Source organism: Scytonema sp. PRP1, assembly GCF_036697665.2.
GTDB lineage: Bacteria > Cyanobacteriota > Cyanobacteriia > Cyanobacteriales > Nostocaceae > Kalymmatonema > Kalymmatonema gypsitolerans.
Genome location: NZ_JBAHYJ020000042.1, coordinates 30,129 through 47,678 on the forward strand (window position 1 = coordinate 30,129; position 17,550 = coordinate 47,678).

General features: G+C 44.0%; 12 protein-coding genes. 4 read left to right on the forward strand and 8 right to left on the reverse strand.

The window, feature by feature from the left end; all coding sequences use genetic code 11:
- Window positions 1-118: 118 nt before the first annotated feature.
- From crtO to V5G28_RS08080, 6 genes are all read right to left on the reverse strand, one after another.
- Window positions 119-1,813: a beta-carotene ketolase CrtO gene (gene crtO / locus V5G28_RS08055; protein ID WP_332988425.1), complete on the reverse strand. Its 1,695-nt coding sequence runs from the start codon at window positions 1,811-1,813 to the stop codon at window positions 119-121.
- A 178-nt stretch (window positions 1,814-1,991) separates the two neighbouring features.
- Complete coding sequence (locus V5G28_RS08060) at window positions 1,992-2,741, reverse strand: LmeA family phospholipid-binding protein (protein WP_332988430.1); 750 nt, start codon at window positions 2,739-2,741, stop codon at window positions 1,992-1,994.
- Between the two features lie 229 nt (window positions 2,742-2,970).
- Entirely contained in the window at window positions 2,971-4,323 is a 1,353-nt protein-coding gene (locus V5G28_RS08065; RefSeq protein ID WP_332988432.1) for a cytochrome P450, read from the reverse strand.
- A 172-nt stretch (window positions 4,324-4,495) separates the two neighbouring features.
- A complete protein-coding gene (locus V5G28_RS08070; RefSeq protein WP_332988434.1) occupies window positions 4,496-5,866 on the reverse strand; it encodes a cytochrome P450 in 1,371 nt (456 codons plus the stop codon).
- Between the two features lie 146 nt (window positions 5,867-6,012).
- The gene (locus V5G28_RS08075; RefSeq protein WP_332988436.1) at window positions 6,013-7,386 is read right to left on the reverse strand and encodes a cytochrome P450; all 1,374 of its coding nucleotides are present in this window, start codon (window positions 7,384-7,386) and stop codon (window positions 6,013-6,015) included.
- Between the two features lie 198 nt (window positions 7,387-7,584).
- A complete protein-coding gene (locus tag V5G28_RS08080; protein ID WP_332988438.1) occupies window positions 7,585-8,967 on the reverse strand; it encodes a cytochrome P450 in 1,383 nt (460 codons plus the stop codon).
- A gap of 197 nt (window positions 8,968-9,164) precedes the next feature.
- On the opposite strand from V5G28_RS08080, the gene V5G28_RS08085 reads away from it, so the two are divergent.
- The 4 genes from V5G28_RS08085 (at window position 9,165) to V5G28_RS08100 (ending at window position 13,712) form a co-directional block, all read left to right on the forward strand.
- Window positions 9,165-11,384 (forward strand): phosphoketolase, encoded by a 2,220-nt coding sequence (locus V5G28_RS08085; RefSeq protein WP_336230098.1) that lies wholly within the window; start codon window positions 9,165-9,167, stop codon window positions 11,382-11,384.
- Window positions 11,385-11,460: 76 nt separating this feature from the next.
- Complete coding sequence (locus tag V5G28_RS08090; protein WP_332988440.1) at window positions 11,461-12,918, forward strand: hypothetical protein; 1,458 nt, start codon at window positions 11,461-11,463, stop codon at window positions 12,916-12,918.
- 310 nt (window positions 12,919-13,228) lie between these two features.
- Complete coding sequence (locus V5G28_RS08095; protein WP_332988442.1) at window positions 13,229-13,456, forward strand: DNA-binding protein; 228 nt, start codon at window positions 13,229-13,231, stop codon at window positions 13,454-13,456.
- A gap of 4 nt (window positions 13,457-13,460) precedes the next feature.
- On the forward strand, window positions 13,461-13,712 hold the full coding sequence (locus V5G28_RS08100) for a hypothetical protein (RefSeq protein WP_096562352.1): 252 nt from the start codon (window positions 13,461-13,463) through the stop codon (window positions 13,710-13,712).
- Window positions 13,713-14,336: 624 nt separating this feature from the next.
- Here V5G28_RS08100 and V5G28_RS08105 read toward each other — a convergent pair.
- Both V5G28_RS08105 and V5G28_RS08110 read right to left on the reverse strand, forming a co-directional pair.
- On the reverse strand, window positions 14,337-15,650 hold the full coding sequence (locus V5G28_RS08105) for a CO2 hydration protein (protein WP_332988445.1): 1,314 nt from the start codon (window positions 15,648-15,650) through the stop codon (window positions 14,337-14,339).
- 184 nt (window positions 15,651-15,834) lie between these two features.
- Window positions 15,835-17,343, reverse strand: a complete 1,509-nt coding sequence (locus V5G28_RS08110; protein ID WP_332988447.1) for an NADH-quinone oxidoreductase subunit M — start codon at window positions 17,341-17,343, stop codon at window positions 15,835-15,837.
- Window positions 17,344-17,550 lie beyond the last annotated feature (207 nt).

Below are 17,550 nucleotides of genomic sequence, written 5' to 3' on the forward strand. Positions count from 1 at the left end.
CCGCCTGCAGCGCTGGACTCACCGCAAGCGGGGAGGGGAACTTTGGCGTAGCCACTCATCGGGGTGGGGTTCCTGTTGTTTAGTTTTTCCTTAAGTCAGTGATATTCAACGCTAATGATTAATTAATCTTAAATACCGACTCAACTGTTGACTTAATCGAATCCCGTGCATCCTTAAGTGTCTGTGCTATGGGGTGTTTATTCTGCAAAAAGACTCGCGCACAGTTGCGTCCTGGCATTCCGGAAATCGAACCACCCGGATGAGTTCCTGCACCTGTAAGGAACAAATTCTCAATTGGAGTTTTGTAGTTCGCTATCTCTGGCAACGGACGGAAAAACACCATCTGATCCAAGGTCATATCAATATGGTAGTAATTTCCTTTGTACGCGCCCAATCTTTCTCCCAGTTCCGCCGGGCTTTCTACGCGACGGGCGATAAGTGCGTTTTTCACATTTGGCGCGTAGTCTGCTAATTTATCAACCACCCTGTCTGCAACTTTATTTTTCAGCTCATCTGTCCAACCTGTACCCTTCAAACCTGTGCCTTCTGCGCCTGCAATTTGATACGGGGCGAAAAACTCAATCCACACGGTATGCTTACCTGGTGGAGCCATTGATGGATCTAACATTGTTGGCACAACCACATACATTGAGGGGTCTGAATCTGGAATCTCTCCTAAGGTACATTTACTATGTGCTTGTTCAACATGAGCAATAGAATCTGCAATCAAAACAGACCCAATGAGATATTCATCCTTGTGTTCGTGATGTTCAAAGCGCGGCGGTTCGTTTAAAGCCAAGTCAATCTTGAGGATGGTTTCATTGTTATTGACGATGCGGCGTTCTAATCTTTCTCGCAAATTTGCATCGGCTGCATCCACATCGCTATCATCCATCAATTGCAAAAATACCCGTTTGGCATCAATGTTTGAGATCACCCCATCTTTTGCGCGATATTCCGTGCCGTTTGCCACCCGTACACCAACCGCACGACCATTGTCAATCAAAACTTTCTCAACATGCTGATCCGTTAGGATAACGCCGCCTTTACTCGTCACTAAGTTTACCAAGGCTTGTACTAATGCACCAGTACCGCCACGCGGTCTTGCCATCCCTGGATCATGACGCATCGCCATCATAATTGCACCAATGGCAATGGTTTTTTGCGAGGGAGGCGCACCGAGTTCTGCTGCAAGTCTTGCCAAAGGCGCTTTCAGAAATTCTGAATCAAACCACTCGTTAAGAATATCCTCAGCGCTGGTCAACATGTTGCGAATAAAGTCCAGCGTCTTGTTAGGAGAACCAATGACTGAAAATAAATCTTTCAGCTTTGCGATGTCGTAGTTGCCAAGAATATCTAAAACTGACTTTGGCGGCGCGTTAAACATGGGAATCATTGCACCAATTGCCCGTTGCCAGTATTGTGTATATTCTGCGTATTTTTTGGCATCGCGATCGCTGTAACGGGCAATTTCTGCACAAGTTTTTTCCAACGACTTATGAGCTAAGAAATACTTCCCGTCAGGGTGAGGACAGAAAACAACTGGATCGCACTCCAAATATTCTAAGCCGTACTTTTCGAGTTCTAATTCTTGTACGACTGGTCCTAAGTGAATAAACTCGTGGTCAATGGCACACAAGTTAAACTTAAACCCAGGAGCTTCTTTTGGCAAACATTCCTCTGTTGTAGCTGCACCACCAGGAACAGAACGCTTTTCTAGGAGTAAGACGCTATAGCCAGCTTTCAGCAAATAAGCAGCACAAACTAGCCCATTGTGTCCTGCTCCAATAATTACAACATCATACGTTTGCATAGTTTAAGTTTCGGGAAGTACATATACTCCCGATTTTAGAAAGTTCTTGACAGCTTTACATCATTCGGCAGTCAGAAAAATTAACCTTTAGGTAGGATTTTTTGATGATGTTACTTTTCGTAACAGATAATTGCTAATGCACTGGTTAGTGGTTAGCGAGATTTTTTACAACTAACAATTAAAAATTACCTTCAGTAGCAGGTATTTGTGTCACACGAGCATCTACCAAAAGTGTCATACTGCTCTTTTGCACTTCCATCTTTTTGACACGTAATACTACATCATCAAACTCAAAATATGGTAAGTTTACCAGTTCTTTAACCTTCTGCATTAAGGCAACAACGACTTCAAGTGAAATGCCTTCTCCTTGAGTACAGTTGAAGCTTTCTAGCATTATGGGTTTGTGTTCAGTGCGTGGACAAACCTGTGCAGTAAAACCTACTGTGCGAGCCTTGCCTTTTTCTGTTAACAAAACCTTTCCCGTAAATGCCATCTTGCCACCATCTATTAGGTGAATTTGTATCTCTTGTGGCTGTAAACCGACAATTTCACCATCTACATTCAACTCAAAGTTTGGCATCTTGCTACGAACAAACTCTGAGGTCAAGGCATGGTTAATATCTACTTCTGTAAGTACAACACGAGCACTGGTATTGACTGGCTGATTCAGTTCTATTTGACCAAAAAGAACACTTAATGGATTAATGGCAACGCTATCTGTTTGCAGTTTTATGTCCTGCACGCGGATACCTCGCATCACCAGTCCCCGACCTGCAACGGAAACCCCATCCGCTTGTCCCTGAAACATTTTGAGTAGGTCGGTTTGTACATCTACGTCTATTTTTTCTGCTCCATCTAGCTCTTCAGATAATCTGCTTTGGGCTACCTGTGAAACAATCTGCTCGTCTAGCCGATGCTCTTCTGGCATAAGTTAATTATCTCCTTCGCGTCCTTATTACTGCTTAATTTTGACGCTGAAAACTCAGGAGAGTATCTACATCAAGATATAAAAAAAGGAAGATATCAAAAATCCTGTGATTGGATAATAAACGAACCCACACGAGGCAACAAAGAACATAGACGAAGAAGAGGAAAATACTATCTGTGTTAATCTGTGTTCATCTGTGGTTCCTTAATCTTTATATCTTGAGCAATAGCTACAAATACACAAAATTATTCGCCTTCTTCATCTCTTTAGTAACAACCATCTGCACACCACCAGAGGGAACAATCGTAATGCCACGGCGTACTGGACGCACTGGACGCTTATCAACAAGATCTAGTTGAAAATGTAATAAAATACTTGCTACTACTAATTTCAGTTCATACATAGAAAATGCTGCACCGATACAACCACGATAACCTCCCCCAAAAGGCAAATATTCATAAGGTGAAAATTTTTGGTTGAGAAATCTTTCTGGTTTAAACTTTTCTGGTTCAGGGTAAGTTTCTGCACGTCGATGCGCTAAATGAATGCTGGGAACTAAAACTGTCCCGGATGTAAATTTCTGACCCGCAATTTCTACTGTATCTTTTACCATTCGCGGCGTACAAATTAGAGCAATGGGGTGAATTCGCAGTGTTTCCTGACAGACAGCGCCTAGATATGGTAATTGAGTAATAGTTTCAGGATTGGGTGTATCTCCCAAAGTATTCAATTCCTGCATTAGCTTATCTTTTACCTGAGGGTGGGAGTGAATTAAATAAAACACCCACGCCAAGACTGCTGCTGTTGTTTCATATCCCAAAAGCAACAGAGAAACTAATTGGTCGCGTAACTCTTTATCTGTCATCTGCTCTTGGTTTTCGTCACGCGCTGACATCAGCAAACTTAGGATATCTGTACGCGAAGCATCATTGGACAAACGCCGTTCGTCAATCTCCGCATAAATCAGTTTGTCAATTTCCTCTCGCCTTTTAAGGTAGTTTCCCCAAGGACTCCATGCACCTAAATCTTTTTGTAAAGGCGGAAAGAAAAACAAGGTAGAATACCCAGGTTTAGTGACATCTTCTAATAAAGAACTCAGCAGTTCTTTTACTTTTTGGTAACGCGCACCGGGAGTCATACCAAACACCACTTGCAAAATAATTTGCAAAGTGATATCTGGCATAACTTGCTGCATAGAAATAGTCGTACCTTCTGTCCAAGTTCGCGTGACTTCTTCAGTAATTTGGCAAATGGCTTGACCGTAATCCTTCATGCGATCGCCATGAAAAGGTGGCATCAATAACTGCCGTTGGCGATTGTGCGATCGCCCCTCTTGCAATACAATCGAATTTTCCCCAAACAAAGGCTCAAACACATGAGTTGCCTTTTTAAAATCTAACTCTTTCGCTGGCACCGCAAAACACTCAGCGATCGCTTCTGGACTGCTAAAAAAGACCACTGGCGGCGAATTTAACCCCAAAACCCGCACCGTAAACAAGTCACCGTACTTAGCAGCGCACTCCTCTAAAAACCTTGTCGGATTAACAATTAATCGCAGTGTTTGTATTAACGGCAGCATCATAAAAAATAAAAATTTCTTCTACTGAGCGTCCTTTGCATCTAGCCTACGGCAAAATCGGTACCCTAGGCGCTTCGTTAAATTTATTACTCAAAATTCTATAGGGTGAGCACTGCCCACCCTACATTGGATTCACCGCGTTGAAAACTATACCAAAATCTTATTTATTAAAAACTCAACTAGGGATAGATGCGAAAATTTGAGATTTTACGAAACGCTGATTTTTTACAACCAGTTGAATAGAGCGATCAGGACCTGTTACCAAACCACGGCGTTTTGGTCGCACATCGCCATTATCAATCAGCTCCAATTCCAACTGCGAAAGAATTTTCGCAAGTACCACTTTCATTTCAAATTGGGCAAACGCCATACCAATGCAGCGTCTTGCACCACCGCCAAAGGGTAAAAATTCATAAGGTGAAAATTGCCGTTCCAAAAAGCGTTCTGGCTTAAACTGCTTGGGTTCGGGGTATAAATCTTCACGCTGATGAGTGAGATAAATTGAGCCAAGCAAGACTGTACCTGGTTCAAGTTCAAAACCAGATAGCGATACAGGTGTTCTTACCACTCGTGGAAAGGTCAGCATCCCAACTGGGTAAATCCGCAAAGTTTCGCAACAAACAGCATTTAAATAAGGTAATTTAAAAATGGCGCTCGGGTCTGGGTTATCGCCCAAGGTATCGAGTTCCTCTAGCAGCTTTTGGCGCACTTCTGGCAGTTTGTGAATCCAGTACAATGCCCAAGCTAAAGCTGTTGCGGTGGTTTCGTGACCTGCGACCAACAGAGTCATCAACTCATCACGTAATTCCACATCCGTCATTGATTCTCCTGCTTCATCCGTAGCTGTCATCAGCAAGCTGAGAATGTCTGTGCGAGATGGATCTGGATGCTCTCGATGTTCCTGAATTTGGGCGTACAAAAGTTGATTAACTTGCTCGCGACGGCGCAGAAAGGTTCCCCAAGAAGTCAAAGGACCTAAATCTTGTTGTAGAGCCGGAAAATAAAGTATAACCACCTGCAAGGCAGATCGGTTTTCCAGCATCGCAACCAAAAGTTTCTCGAGTTCTTGGGCGCGTGAACCCTCATATAGCCCAAACACCGCTTGCATCATGACCCGCAGGGTGATAACTTGCACCGCAGACCGAACATCGAAGGGTTTGTCTACCTGCCATTGGCTGATGATTTGCTCTGTGATATCGCCAATGACTTGTCCATAGGTTCGCATTCTGTCACCGTGAAAGGGAGGCAATAACAACTGCCGTTGACGCCGATGTGCCTCACCAGTTAGGGTCATTACAGAATGCTTCCCCAGCATTGGTTCAAACGGAGTATTCCAATCATTGGGAGCCTCAAACTCCTTGGTGTCGCTACTCAAAATCTGCTGCAACGCTTGGGGGTTACTAACGAAAACCACAGGACTATTTAACTGCAATGTGAAGATATCCCCATAGCGTTTGGCACAGGTTTCCATAAACGACATGGGGCTCACAATCCACTGAAGCATCTGTACCAGCCCTGGAGTTTGCGGACCATTTGGTAGTTTCATAGGCTCTTGTGCTAATTCTTTTTTGCCACTGCTACTCAATTTAAACAATTAAATTTCTTTTAATTGTCCGATTTCAACAATCATCACAAATTTTGAAGCACAATTTTTGAGGTTAGACAAAGCCCTACTAACGTGTTCTGAACAGCTTAACCAGGGACAGATGTCAGGCTGCGAGACTGCACCGAACGCTGACCTTTCACAACCATTTGGATCGCTTGAGCAGGTGCTGTAACCAAACCACGACGTTTAGGACGCACATCACGGTTATCCACCAGTGCCAATTCTGACTGCAACAGAATTTTGGCGAGCACTACTTTCATTTCAAATTGGGCAAATGCCATACCAATGCAGCGTCTTGCACCACCACCAAAGGGTATAAACTCATAGGCTGAAAATTGCCTCTCTAAAAAGCGTTCTGGCTTAAACTTCTTGGGTTCGGGGTATAAATCCTCTCGCTGGTGCGTGAGATACATCGAGCCAACGACAACTGTACCTGGTTCGAGTTCATGACCGCACAGCGATAGCGGTGTCCCTACGACCCGTGGAAAAGTGAGCATTGTCACTGAGTAAATCCGCAGAACTTCGCAGCAAACAGCGTTAAGATAGGGTAATTTGAAAATGGTGCTAGGGTCTGGGTTATTCCCCAGGGTATCGAGTTCTTGCAGTAGCTTTTCTCGCACTGCTGGCTGTTTGTGAATCCAGTATAATGCCCAGGCTAGGGCAGTAGCCGTGGTTTCATGACCTGCAAACAACAGTGACATCAATTCATCACGCAACTCTTCATTCGTCATAGCCTCACCAGCTTCATCCCGCGCAGCCATCAGTAAGCTGAGGATATCTGTGCGAGAGAGGTCTGGTTGTTCTCGACGTTCCTGAATCTCTTGGTAAAGGAGTTTATCAACTTTTTCCCGCTGACGCACAAAGCTTCCCCAAGGACTCAACGGACCGAAATCCCGTTGTAGACCTCGAAAATAAAGCATAGCGACCATCAAGGGAGAACTCCAAGAATCCATTAACGCACACACAAGTTGCTCGAGTTCTTGAGCGCGGGGGCTGTCATATAACCCAAACACGACTTGCATGATTGTCCGCAGGGTAATGGCTTGTGTAGCAGAACGGACATTGAAGGGTTTGTCTATCTGCCACTGACTCATTTTTTGCTCTGTGATATTGCTAATTGCTTGACCATAGGTTCGCATCCTTTCACCGTGAAAGGGAGGCAATAACCACTGGCGTTGACGCCGATGTGCTTCACCGCTAACAGTGATAACAGAATGCTTCCCCATAAGTGGTTCAAAAACAGTGTTCCAATCACTAGGGGCTTCAAACTCTTTTGTGTCGCTAGTCAACATCTGCTGCAACGCTTGAGGGTTGCTAACGAAAACCACAGGAACATTCAAATTCAAGGTGAATATGTCCCCATAGCGTTTGGCACAGGCTTCCATAAATGACAGAGGAGTGAAAACCCACTGAGCCATTTGTATCAGCGCTGGCGTTTGTGGACCATTTGGTAGTTTCATAAGTTTTGTTTGCTGCTTCATACTCTTGTTGCCACTGAAGCTTACTGAAAAGAATTAAATGTATTTATATAGGACTGATGCACTGTACAAATGCACTCATATATGCTTTCAAGATAGTCCTCTTTGCACTACTACCGCATGACTTATTAAATAACGTTACTATTTGTACGATGCGTTAGTCCTACACTTGTGACCAACTTAACCAGGTATAGATGCCAGGGTTCGAGGCTTTACAGTTCGCTCACCTTTAACGACCAGTTGAATGGGGCGATCAGATGCTGTACCCAAACCACGGCGTTTTGGTCGCACCTCACCATTATCGACTAGCGCTAATTCCCAACGTGAGAGGATGGTAGCGAGTGCGACTTTCATTTCAAACTGAGCAAATGCTAAGCCAATACAGCGTCTTGCACCACCCCCAAAGGGTATGAATTCATAGGGGGAAAATTGCCTCTCTAAAAAGCGCTCTGGCTTAAACTGCTTTGGTTGTGGGTATAAATCCTCACGCTGATGAATGAGATAAATTGAGCCAAACAAGAAAGTGCCGGGTTCGAGTTCATGACCACACAGCGATACTGGTGTTTTCACCTCCCGTGGCATAGAAAGCATAGCCACTGGGTAAATCCGCAAAGTTTCACAGCACACAGCGTTTAGATAAGGTAATTTGAAAATGGTGCTAGGGTCTGGGTTATCACCCAAACTATCAAGTTCTTCCAGCAGCTTTTTGCGCACAGATGGCAATTTATGAACCCAGTACAAAGCCCAAGCTAGAGCTGTGGCTGTGGTTTCGTGACCTGCAGTTAACAGAGTTATTAACTGATCGCGTAATTCCTCATCCGTCATGGGCTGACCCTCCTCATCCCTAGCTGCCATTAGCAAACTGAGGATGTCTGTACGAGATGGGTCTGGATGCTCTCGACGTTCCCGAATTTCCGCATACAGGAGTTGGTCAACTTGCTCTCGAACGCGCACAAAGCTTTTCCAAGGAGTCAGAGGACCTAAATCTCTTTGCAGGACTGGGAAATAAAGCAGGACGACGAACAATAGAGAAGTTGAATGCTCCAACATATTACGCAAAAGTTGCTCTAGTTGTTGGGCGCGTGGACCTTCATACAGCCCAAATACAGCTTGCAGGATCACTCGTAGAGTAATAGCTTGTGTTACAGTTCGGGCACTGAATGGTTTGTCGATTTGCAGCTGAGTGATGATTTGCTCTGTGACATTACTAATCGCTTGACCGTAGGTTCGCATCCTTTCGCCGTGAAAGGGAGGCAACAAAAGCTGGCGTTGACGCTGGTGTGCTTCAGCGTCTAGGGTAAGAAGAGAATATTGCCCAACAAATGGTATCAGTATCTTGTTTATGCTACCTGGAGCTGCAAAGTCCTTGGTATCGCTAGTTAAAATTTGCTGTAGCGCTTGGGGATTGCTCACGAATATAAAAGGACTATATTGGGGGTCGAATCGCAGAGTGACAAAATCGCCATAACGCTTTGTACAGTTCTCCATGAATGACATGGGGCTAAAAATCCACTGGAACATTTGTACAAGGGCTGGAGTTTGCGGTCCATCGGGTAGTTTCATAATTTGCGACTTAAAAGATTTTTTCCACTGAAACTACCTTAAAACAACTTCCTAACATCGACTTTCAAATATTTAAGGTAATTATCTTTCCATGACCAAACAGTAATAAACTGTTACAACCTGAAAGTTGTAAAATTTTTATTAAATTGAACGAGCATGTATAGTGTCTCCTCAATAGTTAAAATAAGGTATTTAGCATGACAGCAATCACCCCAAAGGCAACTGCAGCATCTCCCGACTTTTGCGAAGGAATTCAATACTTTGGTGAAGCAATTCCAGGTTTTGAAACTTATGGTGGAACACCTGCCATAGAGTCGGGCGGGAGTGCCAATCCCACAGATCCAGCAGCCGTCTTCCAAACTTTACTTGCTGCCGACGCTTTGCGCTACCTGACATTGCAAATCACCGGCTCTAAAGCCTCTGGACACCCAGGTGGTTTTGCCTCTCAAGCGGAAGCTTACGCCGCGCTTGTCATGCTCGGTTACAAGAACATTATCACGGAAGTGGGACACCATGCCCCTGGATTTTATAGTGCCATGTTCTTGGATCGTTCGCTAGAGGACATGGGAATTTTTACAGTGCAACAATTGCGCGATCGCTTCCGGGAAAAGCACGGACTGTTGGGACACCTTTCTGGCTACATTCCCGGTATTCTTGCACCCGCAGGTCCTTTGGGACAAGGGCAACACTTTGCAATGGCAGCTGCAAAGCTGCACAAAGATAAGTTATTCCCCTTCACCGTTGGCGACGGTGGACTGGGTGAACCGTATATCATAAGTGCGATCGCACACTTCCACACCGCGTTTCCACAGACGACCAACTTCTTGCCAGTGTTGGTGTGGAACGGTTACAGCCAGGAACACCATAGCATGGTTTCCCTGAAAACGAATGAACAGATGAGCGCATACTGGCAAGGTAACGGTTTTGAAGAAGTCGTGTTAGTCGATGCCAAAGATTTTGACGACCAAAACCAGCCAGGCGATTATGTTGATAGTACCGCCTTTTCATTTGAGCAGCGGCTAGCTTTCACCAAAGCCGTACTAACTGGTGTGGATAAAGCTGCTAAATCTGCACTTGGCGGCAAGCTTACCGTGTTCATCATAAAACAACTCAAAGGTGCAGGAGTCCACGCAAGAGGTGCAAAATCGCACAACCTTTATCCTAAAGATACGCTCGATGCTCCCCATATTATAAATGCGTTGAAAGAACGCGCCTTACCTCCAGAAGCTTGGCAACTGGTACGGACAAATGCTGAACGCGCAGGCGGTGGTCCCGCAGCGAAGACAGTTGTGACAGAATTTGAATTACCATTGCCAGAATTAGGCGAATTGGCTTTAGAAGAATATGCAGTAGGAGGAGATCCAAAAGTTTCCACCACATCTATGGGAAGATTAGTGGGAATAGTTGGACAGAAAGATAAGAATTTCCTGGTGACTAACGCCGATGGTAATGAAGCATCAGGAATTGCTAATATCAACCAAGCACTCAAGATTATCCACCCCACCACAGACGACTTATACAACCAAGCACCAGGCGGACAAGTTTACGAACCATTGAGTGAAGATGCTTGTGCTGGATTAGCTGCTGGTTTGTCGTTGATGGGTGCGAGGACTTTGTGGTGTTCCTACGAATCTTTTGCCATCAACGGTTTACCAATTTGGCAAACAGTCACGCAAGCAATGGCAGAATTGCGGCGTCAAACTCCCTCGACTATTACTTTATTTACTGCTGGCGCATTAGAGCAAGGGCGTAACGGTTGGACTCACCAACGTCCAGAAATTGAAGCTTATTTTGCTTCCTTAATGCGGAATGGAAATGTCTTCCCATTATTCCCCCCCGATGCTAACAGTATTCAAGTCTGTTATGACTGGGCGCTGACAACAAAGAATAAGGGAATTGTGATTACTGCGAGTAAGTCGCCGTTGCCAATTAGAACAACATTTGAACAAACTCGTCAAGGGTTACGCGATGGCGCAGTCGTGTTGCAAGATGTCGAGTCTAATCAAGGGGGAAGTAAGAAAGTTGTATTTGCCGTAATTGGCGATATGACGTTAATGCCAGTATTTGAAGCTGCTGCTTTTCTAGAAACTGAAGGTATTGCCGTCAAGATTGTTTCTGTTATCAACCCCCGGCGTTTGTATCGTCCTCATGATACCGCTTGGGATACTTGTTCTGAACCCGATGGCGGTTTCTTGGATGATGATAAATTTGCCGAATTGTTTGCTGGTGATGCGTTGATTGGTGTAACTGGTGGCGCTGCGGCGATGCTGGAACCTATCATGCTGCGGAGTACGGCGAAGCGGGATACCTTTGCGTGGAAACGTGGGGAAACGACAGCGAGTGCTGGCGAGTTGATGGCGTTTAATGGTTTGACAGCACAGGCGTTGGCGAAGAGGGGGATGGAGTTAGTGCATTAAACTAGATTTGATGTTTTGATGTAATGTGATACCCCCGGCTGGGTGTTTTCCCGGCTGGGGGATAACATAATTAATTATGAACTGCAAAATCTTCTACTCTTGGCAGTCAGACTTGCCGAACGCTACAAATCGTGGATTTATCGAAAAGGCTCTTGAAGATGGTGGAAAATCTATCCGCAATGATGACTCCATAGAAGTAGAGCCAGTTGTAGACCGCGATACAAAGGATGTACCTGGAGCACCTGATATTGCTCATACAATCTTTGGCAAAATCGAACAGGCTCAGGTTTTCGTATGTGATATTTCAATTATTAACCAAAATACTCCGTCTCGACTTACTCCAAATCCCAATGTCTTAATTGAACTTGGATATGCAATTAAGGCTTTGGGTTGGGAAAACATTATCATGGTTATAAATTCAGCTTTTGGTAAGCCAGAAGAACTGCCATTCGACCTCCGTATGAGACGAGTAATCACCTACTGTATGCCTAAAGAGAGTGAGGATCGTGCCACAGAGCGTAAGCAACTTCAAGCAAAGTTAGAAGCTGGACTTCGTACTATCTTGGAAGGACTGGATATACAAACGCTTGCAGAAATTGTACAGCCACTATCAATCGGCGAACAGGCGAGAATCGCAGTTGAAAGTTCTCAGCCAAATCAAGCATCTTTAGTCCGTCGCTTCATGACATGGTTAAGAGATGAACTTGACGCACTAGCTCCTGATTTTTCAGCAGGAGGTGTAGCAGATGAGTTGCTTATTCATTCAATTGAGGAAACGAAAGAATTAGTTTTGGAGTTTGCTCGTCTTGCAGAAGTCATCGCAACGATGAACAACGCCGATGTATCTCTCGAACTATATAAATGTTTTGAACTAATTCTTGAACGTTACTATCTCCCGCGTGGTTTCTCAGGTAGCTCTCGAAAGTCTGATTTTGATTTTTATAAGTTCATAGGTCACGAACTCTTTGTGATATTTTTCTCGTTCCTCATTCGCGAGAGTCATTGGAGACTAATCGCGGATTTGTTGGAAGAGGATATCTACGTTGAGAACAATGAAATATATGAGAAACCTAGTCTAGTCCCATTCACTTATGTATCTCAGGATCTTGATTTATTGAACCGTCGTAATAACCGCTTAAAACTTGACAGAAAATCACTTCATGCGGACATACTGTATGAGCGTCATACAAATGGAGAGCTTGCAAAACTTGTCCCAATGCAGCAATTCATGGATGCTGACTGTTTCTTGTTTCTACGAGTGGAATGTCAAAAAGAAGAGGCTAGTAACTGGATGAATTGGTGGGGAGCATGGAGTACATTATACATGGATAAGGCACCCAGGTATTTGTTAGAGGCATATCGTGCTAAATACGCCCAGCGATTATTGCGTCCCCTTGGGGTAAATAATATTGACACTCTTCGAGTCCGGTTAAGTGATGCAGGAGAGCAGCTACAAAAGATGTATAAAAGCCCGTTTCACCTGTATCATAACCCTTTCGGGAATTTCGATCCACAGAGTATCGGCAGCCGATAGTTATTGACTCATCCGTAGTCACTAACAAAGTTTTCTACAGCACTTTTCTTGGGTTAGGAAATGCGATCGCCCTCATCATAGACAGAATTTAAGATGCCTCAAGGTAACGTCAAGGAGTAGGGCGATCGCCTCATATTTTTATGCAAAATAGAGGTAAGTAGGTCAGCGTGATTAAACAAACTTATGTTAAAAGATGTACATTTACGTGAAACGCTTGTAGTAAGCGCTTTAGCGCTAAAGCGCTTACTACGTACAAACAAAAAATGTATATTTGGGCTGACCTACTTAATCGCATTCTAAGGCAACACAAATGACTATAAAAGATAAAAATCAGCGTGTACAAATCCGTTTGGATTTGTCACCCGAACTATATGAAACTTTGAATAATGTAGCTCAACAGCTTGATGGAGACATGGCTGAGGTTCTGCTGAAAGGTATAGTTTTGATGCAGGTAGCAGTAGAAGCAAAGCAGAACGGGAAGCATTTATGGATTACTGACGAAAAGAAAACTCTAGAGACTGAAATTGTTGGCATTTAGCAGAATGACAGATTTAAAAGATTTATCCAATTTAATTGCTAAACAAGGTAAAAATCCGCTGATTTTATCATCACTAAATTTGCAGTCTCAAGAAGATGCAGCGCTTGAACGGAAGCTGCGAGAACTCAAGTCTAAACAGGAATTAAGAAAAGATTGGATTTTATTTATTGTGAGAGATATCGTAGTTTTTTCTGCCGCCGTTGTTTTCATCTTGGGTGTCAGTGGTTACTCTCTATTCACTTTGATTCACAGGTAGTACATTTGAAGATGAAAAAGCGATCGCTTGCAGGTAAACTTCCTCCAAGCCAGACACTCACTGCTTTTCAAATTTTTGGGCGAGTCTAATGACTCATGACGACACTCACAAGAAAGTATGCAATTTACAGCAGTTTTCACGTATTTGAACCACACTGTAAGGGCACAGCAATGCTGTGCCCCTACGGCAAATGTGGTCTATTTACCTGAAAATAGCTGTAACGTGAGTTCTCAGGACCTCTCCCAATACGGTTCGCTTAACGTTTTAATATTTTGAAGATCCCCCCAACCCACGCCAGGTGCTTCAAGTCGGGAAACCCGCCCAACGCACTGGCTCCCCTTAAAAAGGGGGGCTTTTAACCCTCTTTTACCCCCTTTTTAAGGAGGTCGCCGCAGGCGGGGGGATTTTAACCGAACCGTATTGGGACCTCTCCCACCCAACCTCCCTCTCCTTGTAGGAGAGGGAGGAGCTACGTAAAAATGGGATTTTTAAGCCTCTCCCAGTAAAAAAAGCTGCTCCTCTTCCCTCCCCTCTTAGGGGAGGGTTAGGGAGAGGTGGGGAGAGGTTTGGAGAGGGGTCAAATCAGGATACATGGAACTCACGTCAATTTAAATGTGTTTTCGCTTATCTATAATCCTGGCTTTGAATATCCCGCAAACGAGCAGCATTACGAATACCATATTCGGGACGTGTGAAACGGTTTAACTGAGTCTCAAAAAACTCCCGATTTGCTTGTAAATGCTCAGGATCTGGGTCATCTAAAGGATGTAAAAGTGCTGTTCGTAATGCTTGAATTACCGCAGAAGTCACACAGTACATTGATCGTTGGAAACTAATTCCCAACTGAATCAGCATATCTTCTTCTCCTCGGCAATGTTGCTTGTAGTATTCAATAAGATATGGTGGTAAAAAGTGCAACATATCTTGCATAAGCAGTGTTGGTGGAATGCCAGCGGTACCTACTGGAAAGACATCTGCATAAAGAATCCCGTAGTGGAAGTCTTTTTGGTCTGTAGGTATTTGCCGTGCTTGAGCGTTGTAAGATTTTGTACCACGGAAGGGAGCGGTGCGGTAAAAAACAGCTTCCACGTAAGGTAATGCAGCTTCGTGAAGCCAGACAAAGCCTTTAGATTTGGGAACGATTTCGTAGCATTCGCCACGGATATAAACATTATGATAAATGGGACGATTTGCAACTGCAAGAATTCCATTCACCAAGAAATTCATTGCGTCTGGGACACTGGCAATTTTCCCTTCGTCATACAAATCTGACATTTCAAAGAATACGGGAGCCATGATTTCCCAGAACAAGCCCAAATTAGCATAGTAAGACATCTGGCGGCACTGTTCTATAAACATATCTGGGAACAGTTTGTAGAGTGCCAACATGAATGGGTTGCCTTGGAAGTAAGCTTTGATTGCCCTGTCAGCGTTGGCTTTATATTCTTCGGTGTCCAGATAAGGGTCAAATTGTCCACCCATACCTCTGTGCCAAAGCATTGCCCGCATACAAGCTTCAGCAAATTCCATGTTGATGCGATCGTGGAATAAGTGATGCAATAACTTCGGCATTTTGAAGGTTTCACCCTTTTCCATAAATGCCAATAGTTCTGGATGGGCAGTTGCTTCACCGCGCCAAACTCTCAACTCAGCATCATCGCCTGCATAATGATTGTGCAGTTCTAAATACTCTTTAGGCAAGAAGTATTTGAAGAAGGGAAATGGATTTATAAATACGCGTTCGGCAATATATAATAAGTCGCGCCAGTAAAAGTCCATCGGCACTGCATAAGCTTTGTAAAGACCGATGATTTGCATTAAGTTTTCTGGCGTATCGGGCAACATTGCGCCGCCTGCTTCTAACCGATGAATGACTTCTGCAAATTCATGGGTTGAAGGAGGTAATTTAGTTGCAGATTTCTCTGGAGTTTGTACCATTTGGATTTCCTCAAATTTAGCTATAGCAATCCTATTTCGTTTGTGTTGGCGCAGCCTGCTTTGTAAGCGCATAAATTGGTCTTCTTCAGATCCCCGACTTCTTAAAGAAGTCGGGGATCTTATCTTTTCAGATTATGAGTTTTTGGTTGTTAGTGGTTAGTTCTGAAAAAGAAGGGTTTTTAAGTCAAGTTTTTTGATTGAGAGCTACTTGAGTAGTTACGGCTTTCTCAACAGGAGGAATAGCCGCAACCATTGCTGTAGATGTTGGTTCACTCCAACGCACTAACCAAGTGGGTTGTATTCCTAAGAACAAGATGAGAACTGCCAAGACAAGGGCTGGTATTTTCTCAGACCACAAAACTTTGGGATAATAAGCCAAGTTGTTGTCAAGTTTGCCAAAACAGGTACGGTTAAGGAGGATAACAAAGTAGACTGCGGTTAAGCCACTTGCAACTACACACAATAGTGTTGGTATGGGAAAGACCGAGAAACTACCTTGAAAGACTATAAACTCAGCAATGAATCCTACCATGCCTGGAATGCCAGCGCTTGCCATACCACCTAAAACTAGTAGGGCGCTGATCAGGGGTAGTCCGCGTATGGGACTCATTAAGCCATTGAGTTTATCCAACTCACGGGTTCCCACCTTTGCTTCCACAACTCCCACCAGATGGAAGAGGATGGCGAGGATGATGCCGTGACTCACCATTTGTGTAATGGCACCGATGAGTGCTAAGGAAGTGCTGGCAGCAGCAGCTAGCAATATATAGCCCATATGACCGATGGAACTGTATGCTACCATGCGCTTGATGTCTTTTTGGGCAATGGCTGTAAGCGCCCCGTATATCGCACTGACTGCCCCCCAAATTGCCAAAGTCGGCGCAATAATACTCCAAGCTTGGGGAAACAGCGCCATTCCAAACCGCAAAATGCCATAAGTTCCTAGCTTTGCTAGCACTCCGCCGAGAAGAATAGCAACGGGGGCTGAAGCTTCAACGTAAGCATCGGGTAACCAAGTATGCAAGGGAATTAGAGGAATTTTGATACCAAAACCTAGCACTATCCCTGCAAGTAGAATGATTTGTAGTGCTGTTGATAAGGTTTGGGTGGAGAGTGCATCGTAATTAAAGCTGGTTGAACCAGTAAGCCACACTGTACCTAAGAATGTTGCCAGAATTAATGCTCCTGAAACAGCAGTATAAATCAGGAATTTCATGGCAGCATAAGCCCGCTTTTGTCCACCCCAAATGGAAATCAGCAGATAGAAGGGTATCAATTCTAGTTCGTAGAACAAGAAGAAGAGCAACAAATTCTGTGCAGCGATCGCACCTGCTACCCCTCCACTGACGAATAATATGAGCGAATAGAAAAGCCGGGGACGTTCAGTCTGTTGACTGCTGCTGTAAATAGCAATCCAAGTCAGCAAACTGTTTAAAATGAGCATCAGTATGGAAAGCCCATCAGCCCCTAATTGATAGCTCAAACCCAGGGTATCATTCCAAGGTAAATATTCCTGTAACTGCATTCCTGAATTGGAAATATCAAATTTCAGGAATAGGAAAATATTCCAAAGAAGAGCTAATCCAGCAACAGTTAAGGCTGTCAAACGAATATTAATTGCAGGAATAGCACGAGGCAATAAACTAATAACAGCGGCACCTAAAATAGGCAGCCAAATTAAGGTACTGAGCATAGAGTGATTCAAGTTAAAAGAAAATTTGTTAGTAAGATGACTGACGCAGAGAATACAGAGAAAGGCAAAAGAGATAGGTTTTGCGTCAGTCTTAAGTCACTGGTTAACAACTACATTGTTAACTCACTATAGTGACTTTGCCATGGTCTAAATCGTAATAAGCACCGACAACTTTCAATTTGCCTGCATCAATTAACTCAGAGAGAA